The following is a 16,046-nucleotide window of genomic DNA, read 5'->3' on the forward strand; positions in this document are numbered from 1 at the left end:
GCCTGTTGGCTTATTTTTTTGTCAGTTGATAAAATTTTATTTTTAAAAATATAAAGCGAAAAAGGTTGTCTAAGACGACAGCTATCCAGACGCCAACAAGTCCTAGATGAAGGAAAATTCCTAAGAAACTGCCTAAGATAAGACGGATGGCAAACATTCCAATCGTTGTCGTGTAGAAGGGAAGTTTTGCATTTCCTATTCCTTGGAAGGCTGCCGTGTAAGTTGTTGTGCCTGTGACGAAGAAAGTTGCTAAGAGTGAGAATAAAATGACGGTATCGCTACTTTGTGTGGCGATTTTTTCTGTGGTAAATAGAGCATTAAGCCAATGGCTGCTTGCAAAAAGGAAAAGTCCAATAATGAGCATCATGATGCTGGATAACCAATAAGTGCGGCGAATGTATTGCTTGATATTGTTGATATTTTCCTGCGCAAACTCTTGTGCAACTAAAATGACGGTGACCGTTGCCATACCGAATGCGGGCATATAGTTGAATTGTGTGATGCTTTCGCCAATAGCATTTCCTGCAAAAACACGACTTCCAAAACTGATGACGAGCGCCATGACGAGCAAATCGCCAATCCGCATGGATAAACGTTCTCCTGTGGCTGGAATGGTCAAGTTTATCAACTCTTTGTCAAGTTTTTCTCGGAAGAAATGACGTGTGGGATGTTCGGTGTTTAATTTTTTATAGAGAAAAATACTCGCAATGAGACGTGCTACAATCGTGCCAAGTGCTGCTCCGACGACTCCGAAATGAAAAACGAAAATTAGAGTTGCTGAAAAAATCAAATTGAGAATATTTGCCATAAAACTTGCCCACATGGGCGTTTTTGTATTGCCTCGCGCACGCAGAAAACTGCCAAAAGTCGTCATCAAGCCAAGTAAAATAATCATTCCTCCTACTAAGGCAAGATAGACTGTGGCAAGATTTAACACGGTCGCGCGCGCACCAATGATATAAGCAATCGGTCTGCCAAGGGTGACCGAAAGAATTCCCATCATTAGACTGACGAGAACGGTGAATTTTACTGCTGAATTGGCAAGTTGCTGGACTTTGTCAGTGTTTTTTTCGGCGATTTTGCGGGCGAATAGGCTAGAAACCATTGTGCCGAGGGCTATAAAAATCGCTTGATAGACTGTGATAACATTGTTGGCGAGGGAAACAGCGGCAACTGCTGAAAGACTGATATGTGACACGAGAAATGTGTCGGAAAGTCCTACGAGCATTTGCAGGAAATTTTCGATAATCGCTGGGAAGGCAAACTTTACTATTTCGCGGCTTGACTTCATTTCAGCTTGAGATAGCTTTCTACTTCGTGTTGCATCTCTGCGGTTGCAATTACTGTATTGTGTCGGATTTCAGCATTAAATAAATCGCTAACTGCCTTTGGCAATGGTGTTTTGCTGATTTTTTCGAGTGCTTCAACGGCTTCAAAATCTGTTAGATTTTTTGACGGTTCTGTCAAAGATTCTAAGACGACTTTTGGAAATTTGTAAGGGCTGGCTGTGCTGACAACAACTGTTTTTTCTGCTGGTTTCAGGCGGCGATAAACGGCACTGGCAACTGCTGTGTGGGGGTCAAGAACATAATGTTCCTCCACAAATGTTGTTGCAATTTCGTCAGAAATAACTGCTTCAGAAGCCCAATCTGCTGAGAAATTCGCCAATTTTTCTTGCATTTTTTCTGTAATTTTGTATTCGCCAGTTTTTGACAGTTCTGTCAAAAATTTTGAGGTCATTTTATCGTCTTCGTCAGTCAGCTCAAAAATCAATCGTTCAAGATTTGATGAGATGAGAATGTCCATAGATGGCGAACTTGTCACATAAAAATTGCGTTTTTTATTGTAAGTACCTGTGTTGAAAAAATCTGTCAGGACATTATTCTTGTTGGAAGCACAAATGAGTTGCTTGATTGGAAGTCCAATTTTTCTAGCATAATGTGCGGCAAGGATATTTCCAAAATTGCCAGTTGGTACAGAAAAATCAATTTTTTCACCTGCTGTGATGTTGCCAGACTTGACAAGTTGTGCGTAAGCGTAGATATAGTAAGCAACTTGTGGAATTAAGCGTCCAATGTTCATTGAGTTTGCTGATGAAAATTGTTTGCCATTTGCCAGCATTTTTTGACGGAGTTTTTCGTCATTAAACATTGTTTTGACAGCTGTTTGTGCTTCGTCAAAATTACCGTCAATCCCAACGACATGAACATTTTCGCCTGTTTGCGTGAGCATCTGTCGTTCTTGAATTTTGCTGACACCATTTTTCGGATAGAAAACAATAATTTTTGTCTGAGGAACGTCCGCAAATCCTGCCATAGCAGCTTTTCCTGTATCACCTGATGTTGCTGTCAAAATCACAATTTCATTGTCCACCGCATTTTTCTTTGCTGACAGAGTTGTCAAAAATGGTAAAATTGACAGCGCCATATCTTTGAAAGCAATCGTTTCGCCGTGGAAAAGTTCCAGCACAAAATGGTCGCCAACCTGCTTAACTGGGGCAATTTCTGCTGTATCAAATTTTTTCCCATAGGCAGATTTGACAGCTTTGTCAATTTCTTCGTGACTGAAATCATCAAAAAATGCTGACAAAACAAGTGTTGCAATTTCCTGATAAGTTGCATTTTTCAGTTGGTCAAAATCCAAGTCAACTTTAGGAAATTTGACAGGAACATAAAGTCCACCATCAGTTGCCAAACCTTGCAAAATCGCCTGACTTGCCGTAACTTGATTTGATTTATTTCTTGTGGATTGATAGAGTAATGGCATACATTTTCTCACTTTCGGAATTTTCTATATTATATCATAAATTCTCAATTTCGTTAAGTAGACAATGAAAAACAGACATCTAGCGACATCTGTTTTTCTAAAATCATGCTTCTTGAATTTCCTCGATTTGGTGCAAATCCAGCTCTACCGGTGTTTCGCGACCAAACATATCTACTGTCAATTTCACTTTGTCGCCATTGATTTCTGTGATTGGCGCTTCAAAACCAGAAAATGCACCGTCAACAATGCGAACGCGCTTCCCAACAAAAATCTCGAAATCAATCTGACGCACCATTTTGCCCATGCCAACCAAAATCTCGTTAATTTCTTCTTCAAAAAGTGGCGTTGGTTTTGAACGATTTCCGTGAGAACCCACGAAACCAGTGACATTTGGCGTATTACGGACAATAAACCAAGCTTCATCGGTCATATTCATTTCGACCAGCACATAACCTGGAAAAAGATTTTCCTCAATATCTTTCATTTTGCCATTGACTTCCGTGCGAATTGTTTCCGTAGGAATTTCCACACGCAAAATCTTGTCTGCCATATTGTACAGCTCAGCGCGGTCCAGCAAATCCTGTTTGACCTTATTTTCGTAGCCAGAGTAAGTCTGGATAACGAACCAGCCTTGGTCAAAATTTACCGTATTTGTAGTTTCATCCATTTTTAAATACCTCTTATTTTTTATTCATATTTCAATTTTTTTGTAAAACAAAAAGGGTCAACACCCTCGAGCAAACATATTATATCACGTTTGACGAAGAAATAAAAGACTATTATTCATTTTTTCACAAAAAATAGCTTAAATTTTTTTGACAGCTTTGTTAAAAAGTTTTTTAGACAAAAAAATCCTGTCAATTTTTTTGACAGAACTGTAAAAAATTTTTATTTGTGCATCAAAGGCAACAAATGACTGACTGCTGACGTAATACCATTTTGACTAATCCAGTCAAAAATCATAATAAACACCAAGAAGAAAATCGTGTACTCAACCACTTGAAAGAAATCACGAACAGATTCTTTTCGCGTTGGCCACGTTGTTAATTTCATTTCTTCAATGATACCTTTAATAAATTTCATCTCTTTTCACCGCTGCCAAAACTGACAACTCTCCATTTTCTCAAAAATTATTTTTGACAGTTTCATCAAAAAATATTTTACCGTGTTTCTTTGTGCAATGTATGTTTACCACACGTTTTACAAAACTTTTTTACTTCGATTCTTTTATCTTTTGCATTGCTCGACAAATTCAACGTATAATTTCGTGAACCACAAACCGTGCAAGCTAATCCTGCTTTTTTTAACATATTATTCATTTTATCAAAAAGACATCAAAAGCGCAAGTTCTCTCTTTTATTCTATTTTCAAGACCGCTCGTTTATTTTACTTTTTAGTTGCCGCCATAGTATCAGCAATCAATCGTGCATAAGCAATCGCACCAGTTCCTTTAGGGTGAATATTGTCACTCCAAAACCAATCCGTTTTACCTGCTGAAGCTGCATACCAGTTAATAATTTTTAGATTATGATATTTTTTTGCCGCTGCCGCAAGTTGTGCATTATTGACTGAAATCCAAGGTTTCCCAGGCGCACGATTATTTATCCAGTAAACAGGTTTATTCCCAGCCAAAGCCATGATTTTATCAATATAATTCACACCGCCAATCGTCAAAGTCCCATTCGTCCCAAGCCCAATCAACAGCGCATCCGAAGCTTTTATCTTCGCTTGATTTTTCTCTAAAAATTTCTCACCAACATTAGCTTGCTCCCCAACTACCGCAGAAATATTCATTTGAGGAAATACTTCACTTAAATCTGTCGAACCAGCCACCATGACTGAATCCCCAATCGCCAAAACTTTCATTTCACTCGCTTTTTCAGCAATAACAGGCTCTACCTTATATTTGGAAGCAATAGTTTTCAAGGGTTTACTAACCTTAGCATTTGCCGTCGCTTCTTCCCGTTTTTGCAGGACTGCCTGTTGTGCCAAAATCTTTTTTTGCAAAATTTCCTGATCATGTGGCGAAGCCGGAGAAAATATAATCACAGCCAACATGGCAACAATCAGTAGCAAAATACCTGACGTTACCAACTTTTTAAGTTTGAGCCAGTTCCCACCAAATACATAATTCCGAACAACACTCAATGTATTGCTATAATCAAAATTCTTCAAAGGCGTTTCAATGAAACGATAAGAAAGTTCCGACAATCCAACAATAAGTGCTAATTGCCAAAGCACATTATACCAAGCTGTCGGGTTCAGCAACTTCGCCGCAACCAAAGCCAAAACAGGCAACTGCCAAAGATAAATACCATACGAACGCGAGCCAATATAGCTAAAGACAGGATTACTAAAGACCTTATCAATCCCAAAAGCAGGCTGAGCAACCAAAGCAATCAGTACCATCGTTAACAGACTAACTGCCCACATTCCCCCGTAATAAGTGACCGCACTTTGCGCCGGCATGAAGAAATAAGCAAGAACGCTCAAAGCAAATGCAGCCGCTGCCAATCCTAATCCCACACGTTTTCCACGCTCATTTACTTTTAATTTCTTTCTTAAAGGAAGAACAAATGCAAGACTTGCACCCATCACCAAACTAAACAAACGTGTATCCGTACCATAGTAAACGCGCGTAGGGTCTTGTCCTGGCACAAACAAAACAGCCATCCAAATCACTGAAATCAAAGTAATTCCACTTAAAATCAAGAAAATCTTTCCACGATTTTTAACAAATTTCAGTAAAATAAACAACAACAAAGGGAAAAGCAGGAAAAATTGTCCCTCAATCGACAAATAATAAATATGTTTAAAAGGAGATTCCCCGGCAATATTTGCAAAATACGAATCCCCCTGCGCAATCTGCCACCAGTTCTGGATAGAAAGCACACTAGAAAAGAAGTCAGAACCCAAACCGCGCAACTCATCTCTCTGAAAAATCAACAAATAAGGCGTGACAATCAAGAAAACAGCAATCATCAGCGGATAAATTCGCTTCAGACGCCGTCCCCAAAACTGCAAAATATTCAATTTTCCTGTTTGTTGATATTCACGTAGCAAAGAATCTGTTACAAGATAGCCCGAAAGGACAAGGAACAATACAACGCCGAGAAAACCACCGCGCAAAACATTGGGATAAATATGATATAGAATAACTGCAAACACCCCAAGCGTCCGCAAACCATCAAAACCAGTGACGTAGCGTTTCATTCGTCTTCCTTCCTAATATTTCTAAAAAAATATAACACCATTTTACTTTTTAATATCATCTTGAAAAGCTCACATTAGCTTTTTCCAAAATTTTATATTCTTATTTTACCATAAAATCAACATATTGTTCAGTTATTTACAGACATTCTTACGTTTTTTTCGAAACTATCTGCGAAACAAATCTGTAACCTTATTCCACGCTGATTTGGCTGCTTTTTGTGCAGATTTTGCTGTATCCTGAGCAGATTTCCACAAACCACCAAGTTTATTACTTTTACTTTCTTTTGACGATGATGAGCTTGTCGAGCTAGGCACTGCTGGCGTATTCCCAGTTGTATGAGCTTCTGCTTGTTCTTGACTTACGATATCATCTTGCAACTGTCGCTGATAAGTATAAGCAGATGTCAAAGGTGCAACACCAGCCGTCACATAAGGATTTTTCACCTTAAATTCCGTCCCACTTGTATAAGGATAAAGATAACTTGCTTCCTGACGGAAAATAACCGATGTTTGTCCCTCAGAAGTTCCTGCCAACTTATAATCTTTAGGGTCAGGAAAACCAACCCACAGAGCAGTGACAAGGTCTGGTGTATAGCCAACCACCCATTGGTCAACATCTTCATTTGTCCCAGTTTTTCCTGCAAATGTATAGCTTGCTGGTGCTGCATTATATGCTGAACCGTTAGAAAATGTTCCCATCATCATTTCAGTCATTTTATCTGCTGTATCTTTACTAATCACGCGCTTTTTACTTACCTTCGCCCGTTTAATCACCTGACCATTAGCATTCTCAATCTTTGTAATCAGATGCGCCTCGTCCATCGTACCATTATTTGCAAAAGCCGAATAGGCTTGAGCAATCTGCCAAGGATTTGTCTCCACACCCGCACCAAGCGCCGTTGTCAACACATTATTTTTAGAAGTTAAATCAATCCCAAAATCACGCCCAAGAGCATTTCCAACTTTTGGACCAATTGTCTGATAAGTATTTATCGCAGGTATATTATAAGAATTTGCTACAGCTTGATACATTGGAACTTCTCCGCGCCACAAACCATCCGCATCTGTAGGTTTCCAACCATTATAATCCGCCGGACTATCATCCACAAGCTTATCAATCGACCAACCAGCTTCAATCGCTGGACTATAAACAATCAAAGGTTTAATCGCCGAACCTGGTGAGCGTTTTGCCATCGTCGCATAATTAAAATTCGTAAAAGAATTATAATTATCCACATTAACATTTCCAACAAGTGCTTCTACTTCCCCATTTTTAGGATTCACCGCAACAGAAGCAGACTGTACAGATGTTCCATCCGCTGCCGTAGGGAAAAGACTGGTATTATCATAAGTCTGTTGCATTCCCGACTGCATATTTTGATCCATACCAGTATAAATCTTATAACCATTATTCATGATTTCTTGTAAAGTCAAGCCATATTTACTCTCAGCCTCTGAAATCACAGCATTATAATAGCTCGGATATTTATAAGCTGCCATTTGCGAGCTATAATTATCTTTTAACTCACTTTGCAAATCAACCTTCATAAAATTATCAGCATCACTTTGTTTGAGATAGCCTGCGTTTACCATATTTTGAAGGACTGTATCTCGTCTTGGCGTTGCATATTTTCCTTTATCATACAAAGGATTGTAAATTTCTGGGCCTTTAAGCATTCCAGCGAGTGTCGCCGCTTCATCTGTTGTAACTTGCGTTGCTGGCACGCCAAAATATTTTTCCGAAGCGTCCTGTATTCCCCAAACACCATTTCCAAAATAAGAATTATTCAGATACATCGTCAAAATCTCATTTTTACTGTAATGTTTATTGATTTCAAGTGCAAGGAAAAATTCACGTGCTTTACGGTCAATCGTTTGTTTCTGCGTCAAATAAGCATTTTTTGCTAATTGCTGCGTAATCGTTGAACCACCACCAAAATGCCCCAGAGTCACAAGTGCTAAGGTAAAACGTTTAATATTAACTCCATGATTTTTGTAGAAAGTCCTGTCTTCCGTTGCAATGACTGCATCTTTGATATTATCAGAAATTTGATTAAAAGTGACTGGTGTACCTTTTTGACCATAAAGCGTTCCAGCTTCCTTGTCATTTTTATCTAAAATTTCAGTTTGTGTTTCAATAGAACTCTGTAAAACTTTAACATTCGCCGTTTTCGCAAGGAAAAAGAGATAAGAGCCCACACTGACGACAAACAAAAGTAGCACAATAATCAAAATTTTTGTGAGATTGTATTTTTTCCAAAAACGTTTTATTGGATGCATTATCTGCGCAAATTGTCCTGCTTGTACAAGTTCTTCGTTTTTTTCTTCCGTTATTTTTGGATTTTTTTTACTTTCTGCTCGTCTGGAACGACGACTAAAGTTTGGATTTTCTTCAGACAAGTTGTATTCTCACCTTCTTGTACTTATTCTATTCTGCCTATTTTATCAAAAAACTCTTTGTGTTACAATATTCTATATGGAATTTAACTTTATTTTACCAGAAAATTTTAAGAAGCAAAGCGTTAAGCACTTACTCGAAGATACTTGGCTCATTCCTCGAAAACTCCGTTATTTTTTGCGGATAAAAAAGCATTTTCTCATCAACAATCAAGTAGCAAATGAAGAATTATTCGTTAAAGCTGGCGATAATGTTCACTTAATTTTTGATGTGGAAGATTTTCCTGAACTAACTGTTCCTTTTGGTGATGCTCAAAAAGCAGATATTCTTTATGAAGATGACTTTTTTGTTGTTGCAAATAAACCCTGCGGTATGAAAACTCATGGAAATTTAGAAAATGAACTCGCCCTACAAAATCATGTTGCAGCTGCGCTCAATCAACCTGTTTACGTTGTCCATCGTCTTGACGAAGCAACTTCTGGCGCTGTTTTATTTGCAAAAAATCAGTTCGTACTTCCAATTTTAGGACAATTATTTGAACAAAATAAAATCCATCGTGAATATCTCGCTTTGGTCTATGGAACTTTTGCTCAAAATCATTTCACAATCAATCAACCAATCGGTAAAGACCGCCACGATAAACGCAAACAAGTGATTTCAAAGACTGGAAAAGCTGCTATCACACACGTGACCGTTTTAGAAAATTTAAAACAAAAAAGCCTGCTCAAGTTAATCCTTGATACAGGCAGAACCCATCAAATACGTGTTCATTTGTCTGCTATGAATAAGCCAATCGTCGGTGACACTCTCTATACTAAAGATAATAACGAAGCTCGACTTATGCTTCACGCTGCAAAGCTCATCTTTCCAAATCCATTTTCTGGAGAAAATATCGAAGTTTTAGCGCCTAGCCAATCTTTTGACGATAGATACCAGCAAGAAAAGTCCAATAAAAATGAGAGTAATCGCTGAGCTTGCTGGTGCATTATAATAATAAGACACAATAAGTCCAGCGTTCATGCCGATAAATCCCATAACAACCGATAATATAAGTACCGTTTTAAAGGATTTTCCAACGAGCATTGAGATACTCGCTGGAAGTACCATGATTGCCGAAACAAGCAACGCGCCACAAGCTGGAATCATCAGCGCAATCGCAAGTCCCGTGACGATATTGAAAATCATTGACATCAATCGCACAGGCAAACCATCAACAAGCGCTGTATCTTCGTCAAAAGTCATCACATAAAGTGGACGCAAGAAAAAGATAAAACCAGCCAGTACAATCAAGGCAATCACATAAAGCATAATAACTTGTGTTCCGCCAATCGTGACAATCGAACCAAAAAGATATTGGTCAAGACTAATCGTTGTTTTACTTCCGACCGCATTGATAATAAACATGGCAATCGCAAGCCCAGCTGACATCAAAATCGCCGTCGCAAGTTCCATATAATTTTTATAAACAAGACGTAAATACTCCATAAAAATCGCCGCAATCACAACAACAATCAAAGTTGACCATGTAGGATTGATACTGAATAATATCCCAAAAGCTACGCCAGCTAGAGAAACATGGGATAATGTATCAGACAACAAAGATTGTCTTCGAAGCACGAGAAATACACCCAGTAGTGGTGCAAAAAGCGAAATCGCTGTTGTTGCTAGAATGGCATTACGCATAAAGCCATAAGAAAATATTTCAAACATTATATTTCTTGGAATTGAGTTGTATTGAGAAAATACAACTTTTTTTAGTTAATAAATAACTAATTTATTCCTCTTTCCCTTTCTGTTACTACACTTGTATCTTTTTGTGAATGAAGTTCAAAACAAGCAAACTTACCATTTTTATCTCTTGCCAAATGAATATCACGGTCAACATATTTTTTGACATCTTCTGGGTCATGTGTCACCATAAGCACACTTTTCCCATGAACATGAGCGCTGTGCGACATCAATTCATAAAATGCAGCTGTTGTCGCATCGTCCATTCCTACTGTCGGTTCATCTAATACAAAAAGGTCAGGGTCCGAAGCAAAAGTACGTGCAATAATTACACGTTGCTTTTGTCCACCAGATAAATCTCCAATCTTTTTATTCCGATAATCCCACATACCAACTGATTCAAGAGCCACTTTCACGTGTTCTTCATCATGTTTTTGCAACTTTCTAAACCAACCTTCACGTGGATAACGTCCAGAACGTACAAATTCATGAACAGTCGAAGGAAATCCAGCATTAAAGCTTGAAATTTGCTGAGGAACATAGGCAATTCTTAACTTACGATTTTGTGTATCTTCGCGCGCAATGATTACTTTACCTGACTTAGGTTTCAAAATACCCAATGTTACTTTGACAAGAGTTGATTTAGCTGCTCCATTTTCCCCTGTCAATGTCACAAATTCTCCAGAATCAAGGGAAAAACTGACATTTTCCAGGACAGGTTCACCCTCATATTGAAAAGTGACATTTTGAACATCAATATATCGCATTAATTATTTAACGTACTTTCTAGGACTTTCAGATTTTTTTGCATGATATTAATATAATTTTCTCCGTCAGCGATTTGTTTGTTGCTAACAGATTCCAAAGTGTTAAGTTCAACAAGTTTGGCCCCCGTTGCTTTAGCAAGTGTGTCCGCTACTTTGCTATTACTATTCATTTCAGAATACACATATTTTACATCATACTTTTGCATTTCATTTTTAAGTTTAATCAATGTAGCACTTGATGGCTCAACTTCTGGATCAATACCAGCAATAGGGTCATTTGTCAATCCGTAATCATTCGCCAAGTATGAGAAAGCATCATGTTGAGTAATAATGATTTTATGCTTCACATTTTTCAAAGAATTTTCATATTGAGCGCTTAACGCTTCAAGTTTCTTAACATAACTCGCTTTGTTTTTAGCAAAAGTTGTTTTGTATTGCGGGAATTCTTTTTCCAGACCTTTAGCAATCGTATTGACCTCGATAATTGCTTCTTTTGGAGAAAGCCATGTATGTGGGTCACTCGCATTTATTTTTACGTTTTTAGCAGCTTCGATTTTGACACCTTTGTTATTTACTCCAGATGCCCATTTTTCTAAATCATTATCGTTATAAACAATGACTTTTGCTTTGCTCATTGTTGCTACTTCTTTAGCAGAAGGTTCAAATTCATGAACTTCTTGATTACTTGGCATGATTGTTTTTACTTCTACTTTATCTCCAACTACGGCTTTAGTAAAAGCGTACATTGGATAAAATGAAGTAACAACTTCTGGCTGCTTATCATTTGCTGTTTTTTGGCATCCTCCCAAAACAAAAAGTGCTGGAATAAAAAGTGCTAAAACTATTTTTTTCATTGAAATTCTCCTAAAAGTTCTTTGAGAAATTGACTAATAACCTTTTGTTCATCTTCAGAAAAATCTTCAACAAGTTGCGCATAAGTCTGCAAAGTTTTTGCATGATGTTCTGCGTGTTCATGAGCAATGGGCAAGGCTTTTGGCGTCAAGCTCCACATCACACGTCGTTCATCTTGTAAAGTTCTTGCAGAATCAATAAGTTGTTGCTCCTGCAATTTTTTCAATGCTTTTGTGACTGCAGCAGGTGAAATTTTTAGCTGTTCAGATATTTTCGCATTTGTCGTTGCTTCATTCATGAGCAACATTAAAATATGCTCTTGCGTACTTGTGAGCTTGATATCTGATTCGCATTCTCCTAATAAAATTTCATGCTTATTTTCTGCGAATTGCATGAGATGACTCAGAAATTCATCAATTTGTCTTTCTAAATTCATATCGTAAAGCCTCTTTCGAAATTAGTTTACTGGTAAAGTATATCAGAATAAGAAAATATTGTCAACTGGTTAAGATTATTTCCCATAAAAACTGCTAAAATTGTTTTTGACAGCTTTGTCAAAAAATTATTTGCCAAAAATATCTTATAAATTTTTTTGACAGAACTGTCAAAAATTATTTTTTGCTTATTGACTCAAAATTATTTCTGTACCATCTGTCAAATTAACATCAAAAGTTTTATTTTCTGCTGACGACTTGTAAATGAGCATTCCTTTATCAAAATGAATGATGTCACCATTTTTCAAGCTCTGTTTTTCTGCCAATGAAACCATAAGTTGAGCTTCCAAATTATCTTCTTGCACTATCAAATGACGATGTACATTTATCATATTTTCTAAGAAAAATTGCAATAACAATCCAAAAATTAAAGATATAACCAGCGTATAAAGTAAAATCCCAGCTTTTACTCTCCGTTTGAAAATTCGTAAAGAAATTCTCTTTTCCCTCCCCGTTCTAAATTGAGTTGAATATCAACCAAACCATTTTTTTCAGTAATTTGTGTACTTTTTACTCCATAAATCATTGGTTGATAGCCTGTGCCATCAGCTGCAGATTTTCTAAAATCATCTGCTGTTACTGTTTTTCCAAAACGTAAAGCCTTACTCGTTGTCACATATAGAAAATTATTTTGCACTTTGTCAAAATGTGCATTTTCTAATTCAACACGCATTTGTTGACAAAAAATTTGCCAATCTTTTGTATTATCATCTTGTACTACAACTATTTGCTGGTGCATAAGTTTTGTCAATCCTGATAAAACCAGTACACTCCCAGAAATAGCCAATAACGCAACTAAACATTCCAATAAAGTAAATGCTCTAATTTTTCGACACGAGTTCCAAAATTTTTTCTTCATGATTTTTGATGATAATTTCCTTATCATTTTTAATAATTTCCACATCTTGTCCATTTGCTGACAGTTTTGTCAAATGATTATCAACTGCCATTTTCGCCACATTTAATGCTTCAATGTGAGTGTTTTCTGATGAAATACGTTGACGAGCATTCACAATTCCTGTCAAAACAACTGTCACCAAAATCGCCAATAATCCCATTGTAATCAAACTCTCAAGTAAAATATAGGCTTTAATTGATTGATTTTTTATATTTTCCACTTCCCATTTCCAACTGATAAATAATTTTTTTGTTTTCATAAGGTAAATTAAGTTGAATTTTTTTCAAACTTGAATTTTCTCCCTTTTCATTGAATGTGATATTAAAATCATTAAATTGTACCTCATCTGGCACTTCTATTTTCTCATTCTCACAAAATAAACTCTTATTTTTAGCTAAAATAGTCTCATTTTCTCCTAATAATCCAGCATCTTCTTGCGCATTTTGATACAGATTTTCAAATCGTAAAACAAATAATTCTCCACGAACAATATGTATTGTTTGTAGCAAGCTTGAAGAAAACACAATAATCACAAAGCTAGTTATTCCTAGTACTAAGAGACTTTCCACTAACGTAAAAGCCCTAATTTGCAATTTCTGCTGTCTCTCCCTTATTTTTTGCATAATAATCCTTGTAACTATCCGCTTGCTTCTGTGTAATCATCCCATCTTTTACCAACTCAGACAAATCTGGTGTATCAGAATGGTCTAATTCATAAAGCTCAACCTGACTCTCAACAACCTTTACTACAGCTGATTCTCCAGTATTTTGAACCTGTGACTTTTCTTTTAATAAGTTTGGAACAAACAACAAAATTAAAATCGAAATAATCATAAGGACAATCAACATTTCAATCAAAGTGAAAGCAGCTACTTGCTTTCTCTTGCTTGCTTTATTTTCACATTTATTTTTTAACAAACTTATTAATACAAATTTTTTTCTCATTTTTACCTCACTTTATTTTATCATCGTGCCCATATTAGAGTAAATCGGCAAGAGCATTGCAACATATAAAAGAACAATCATCAATGCGACAAATACAAAAACAAGTGGCTGAATCCATTGCATTGTTCGATTAATTTTTTCAAAAAACTGTTCCCAACATTCTTGTGCGTAAACAGTTAATTCTGTTCCTAATTTATCTTTTATTTCCCCATATTCAATAATGAGTGATAATTCTGGCATAAAAATGTGTGTGTGCTTGACTGTGTCATAAAAACTTTTACCAGAATTTAATTCATTTCCCATTTTCTCGCCTAATTCACAGAAAATACGACTTTTTTGTTCAGACATAATTTCTAAAATCTGACGCAATTCAACCGCTTGTGCCATTAAATTTCCCCATTCTCTTGCAAAATATGCCGTCATATAAAGCCGAATAAAACTTTGAACAAAAGGAATTCTAACTAATAAACGATAATTTTTTAATGCTGAATTTCTTTTAAATGCCCAACTCACGAGAAAAGTTACAATGATGATACTCGCAGTTCCGACCAGAAAAATACTGGGTAAATGGTTGATAATCGTTGTCGCAATATTTCCTCGGCTATCCAGTTGCGGCAATAAATAATTTTTCAAGCCAAACATAATAGCCACCAAAAACAACACCAATATCACAGGATAAGTCGCAACACTCACTAATTTTTTCTTAACAGTTAAACTTTGGCGCAGATTATTTTCGATAAGTTCCAAGGTTTGTGTTAAATTTCCATGAAAATCTACCAGCGCAACTTGTGTGACGACATTTTTTGAGAAATGTAAGCTCTCTAAAATCCCTGCTAAACTTTCTCCAGAAGCAAGTCCTGTTTGCATTTTTTCCACAAATTCTCTATCGGTCAGATGAGAACGTGCTAGAAAATCTACTACTTCTCCCAAGTGAAATCCACTAGAAAGTAAACTACTCATCAGTTGAATCAGTTTCACCTGTTTGTTCAGAGTTAATTTTTTCTGCTTGCGCTTCAAAATCTGTGAGATATCCATCTGCAACCAAAGCCGCCATTTTTTCATTCCAGCTTTGGGCTGTCCAGTTTTCAAATCCATTTTTTGCAATATCTACTGCTCCTTTCCCTGCAATAAGTCGCTGATAAAGTATTGTCTGCACAGCATTTTCAATTTCCCATTCGCTTAAACCAAGTTCTAATAAACGTTCTTTCACTCCAAAGATTGATTTCGCATGAATGGTTGAAAAAACAATATGTCCCGTCAAGCTCGCACGTAGCACAGCTTTTGCCGTTTTTGTATCACGTATTTCTCCAACAATCAATAAATCTGGACGATGACGAAGCGACATTTTCAATAATTCATCATAATCATTTCCAATCAATTCATTGACTTGAAGTTGAATAAAATCAGTTTCTACTAATTCCACAGGGTCTTCAATCGTCATTACCTGCTTTTTAGTAAAATAACGTTTGGCAAGTTCATACATCAACGTTGTTTTTCCACTTCCGACTGGTCCAGAAAAAAGATAGAGTCCACGTCCACGTAAAATGCTTTGTAATTCTTGCGCATCGTCATACCAAAATTCCAGTTTTTGTTTTTCTGAATGAAGCAAACGGATGACTAAACTTTCTTTTCCTTCAAAATCTCCGACACAGGATAAGCGCAGACGTTGCGACTCTCCACTCCCTAACTCATACCAACAAGAGCCTAATTGTGTCCGCCTTTTTTCACCAACATTCATTCCTGCTAAAAACTTAAAATGAACAATCAACGCTTGTCCCATTTTTTCATCTAATTCGTCCGCTAACTCACGGGATTTAAAGTTTCTAAAATATACACAGTATTTTCCGTGAGAATACTGTAAATAAATATCCTGAGCTTTGTCAGCTCTTGCGCCTTTTAAAATTTCTTTTGCATAATCTTGTATCATACTTTTATATACGAAAAAAATAGCAAAAGGTAACAAAAAAACTGCCAAAATAAGCAGT

19 protein-coding genes are annotated in these 16,046 nt (G+C 36.7%); 1 reads left to right on the forward strand and 18 read right to left on the reverse strand.

The features are described from left to right. Positions 1 to 10: 10 nt before the first annotated feature. From KJS36_RS10360 to KJS36_RS10390, 7 genes are all read right to left on the reverse strand, one after another. Positions 11 to 1,291, reverse strand: a complete 1,281-nt coding sequence (locus KJS36_RS10360) for an MATE family efflux transporter (protein WP_213536844.1) — start codon at positions 1,289 to 1,291, stop codon at positions 11 to 13. Next, complete coding sequence (gene thrC / locus KJS36_RS10365) at positions 1,288 to 2,766, reverse strand: threonine synthase (RefSeq protein ID WP_213536845.1); 1,479 nt, start codon at positions 2,764 to 2,766, stop codon at positions 1,288 to 1,290. Before thrC ends, KJS36_RS10360 begins: the two co-directional genes overlap by 4 nt. A 103-nt stretch (positions 2,767 to 2,869) precedes the next feature. After that, complete coding sequence (gene nusG, locus KJS36_RS10370) at positions 2,870 to 3,433, reverse strand: transcription termination/antitermination protein NusG (protein WP_213536846.1); 564 nt, start codon at positions 3,431 to 3,433, stop codon at positions 2,870 to 2,872. Positions 3,434 to 3,654: 221 nt separating this feature from the next. Then, complete coding sequence (gene secE / locus KJS36_RS10375; protein ID WP_213536847.1) at positions 3,655 to 3,849, reverse strand: preprotein translocase subunit SecE; 195 nt, start codon at positions 3,847 to 3,849, stop codon at positions 3,655 to 3,657. A gap of 77 nt (positions 3,850 to 3,926) precedes the next feature. Further along, the gene (rpmG, locus tag KJS36_RS10380; RefSeq protein WP_213536848.1) at positions 3,927 to 4,076 is read right to left on the reverse strand and encodes a 50S ribosomal protein L33; all 150 of its coding nucleotides are present in this window, start codon (positions 4,074 to 4,076) and stop codon (positions 3,927 to 3,929) included. Between the two features lie 76 nt (positions 4,077 to 4,152). Beyond that, entirely contained in the window at positions 4,153 to 5,979 is a 1,827-nt protein-coding gene (locus KJS36_RS10385) for an acyltransferase family protein (protein ID WP_213536849.1), read from the reverse strand. A gap of 165 nt (positions 5,980 to 6,144) precedes the next feature. After that, positions 6,145 to 8,379, reverse strand: a complete 2,235-nt coding sequence (locus tag KJS36_RS10390) for a PBP1A family penicillin-binding protein (RefSeq protein WP_213536850.1) — start codon at positions 8,377 to 8,379, stop codon at positions 6,145 to 6,147. Between the two features lie 76 nt (positions 8,380 to 8,455). On the opposite strand from KJS36_RS10390, the gene KJS36_RS10395 reads away from it, so the two are divergent. Then, complete coding sequence (locus KJS36_RS10395) at positions 8,456 to 9,349, forward strand: RluA family pseudouridine synthase (protein ID WP_213536851.1); 894 nt, start codon at positions 8,456 to 8,458, stop codon at positions 9,347 to 9,349. Here the strand turns inward: KJS36_RS10395 and KJS36_RS10400 are convergent. The 11 genes from KJS36_RS10400 to comGA form a co-directional block, all read right to left on the reverse strand. Further along, positions 9,278 to 10,087: a metal ABC transporter permease gene (locus KJS36_RS10400; protein WP_213536852.1), complete on the reverse strand. Its 810-nt coding sequence runs from the start codon at positions 10,085 to 10,087 to the stop codon at positions 9,278 to 9,280. The two genes, KJS36_RS10395 and KJS36_RS10400, sit on opposite strands and share 72 nt — an antisense overlap. 59 nt (positions 10,088 to 10,146) lie before the next feature. Continuing rightward, on the reverse strand, positions 10,147 to 10,872 hold the full coding sequence (locus KJS36_RS10405; RefSeq protein ID WP_213536853.1) for a metal ABC transporter ATP-binding protein: 726 nt from the start codon (positions 10,870 to 10,872) through the stop codon (positions 10,147 to 10,149). Continuing rightward, the gene (locus KJS36_RS10410) at positions 10,872 to 11,726 is read right to left on the reverse strand and encodes a metal ABC transporter solute-binding protein, Zn/Mn family (RefSeq protein ID WP_213536854.1); all 855 of its coding nucleotides are present in this window, start codon (positions 11,724 to 11,726) and stop codon (positions 10,872 to 10,874) included. Before KJS36_RS10410 ends, KJS36_RS10405 begins: the two co-directional genes overlap by 1 nt. Continuing rightward, positions 11,723 to 12,160 (reverse strand): zinc-dependent MarR family transcriptional regulator, encoded by a 438-nt coding sequence (locus KJS36_RS10415; protein ID WP_213536855.1) that lies wholly within the window; start codon positions 12,158 to 12,160, stop codon positions 11,723 to 11,725. The genes KJS36_RS10410 and KJS36_RS10415 overlap by 4 nt, the downstream gene beginning before the upstream one ends. A gap of 186 nt (positions 12,161 to 12,346) precedes the next feature. Then, positions 12,347 to 12,577 (reverse strand): hypothetical protein, encoded by a 231-nt coding sequence (locus KJS36_RS10420; RefSeq protein ID WP_308443364.1) that lies wholly within the window; start codon positions 12,575 to 12,577, stop codon positions 12,347 to 12,349. A gap of 47 nt (positions 12,578 to 12,624) precedes the next feature. Beyond that, a complete protein-coding gene (gene comGF, locus KJS36_RS10425; RefSeq protein WP_308443365.1) occupies positions 12,625 to 13,131 on the reverse strand; it encodes a competence type IV pilus minor pilin ComGF in 507 nt (168 codons plus the stop codon). After that, positions 13,040 to 13,336 carry a competence type IV pilus minor pilin ComGE gene (gene comGE / locus KJS36_RS10430; RefSeq protein WP_213536858.1) on the reverse strand — a complete coding sequence of 99 codons (297 nt, stop codon included), beginning with the start codon at positions 13,334 to 13,336 and terminating at the stop codon, positions 13,040 to 13,042. The genes comGF and comGE overlap by 92 nt, the downstream gene beginning before the upstream one ends. After that, complete coding sequence (gene comGD, locus KJS36_RS10435; RefSeq protein ID WP_308443366.1) at positions 13,308 to 13,709, reverse strand: competence type IV pilus minor pilin ComGD; 402 nt, start codon at positions 13,707 to 13,709, stop codon at positions 13,308 to 13,310. Before comGD ends, comGE begins: the two co-directional genes overlap by 29 nt. Continuing rightward, positions 13,699 to 14,061: a competence type IV pilus major pilin ComGC gene (gene comGC / locus KJS36_RS10440; RefSeq protein ID WP_213536860.1), complete on the reverse strand. Its 363-nt coding sequence runs from the start codon at positions 14,059 to 14,061 to the stop codon at positions 13,699 to 13,701. The genes comGD and comGC overlap by 11 nt, the downstream gene beginning before the upstream one ends. A 12-nt stretch (positions 14,062 to 14,073) precedes the next feature. Further along, positions 14,074 to 15,123, reverse strand: coding sequence for a competence type IV pilus assembly protein ComGB (gene comGB, locus KJS36_RS10445; protein ID WP_373306167.1), 1,050 nt, complete (start codon positions 15,121 to 15,123; stop codon positions 14,074 to 14,076). Beyond that, positions 15,014 to 15,988 carry a competence type IV pilus ATPase ComGA gene (gene comGA / locus KJS36_RS10450; RefSeq protein ID WP_213536861.1) on the reverse strand — a complete coding sequence of 325 codons (975 nt, stop codon included), beginning with the start codon at positions 15,986 to 15,988 and terminating at the stop codon, positions 15,014 to 15,016. Before comGA ends, comGB begins: the two co-directional genes overlap by 110 nt. Between the last annotated feature and the right edge of the window lie 58 nt (positions 15,989 to 16,046).

Origin of the sequence: Lactococcus nasutitermitis (assembly GCF_018403765.1) — a bacterium.
Classification (GTDB): Bacteria; Bacillota; Bacilli; order Lactobacillales; family Streptococcaceae; genus Lactococcus; species Lactococcus nasutitermitis.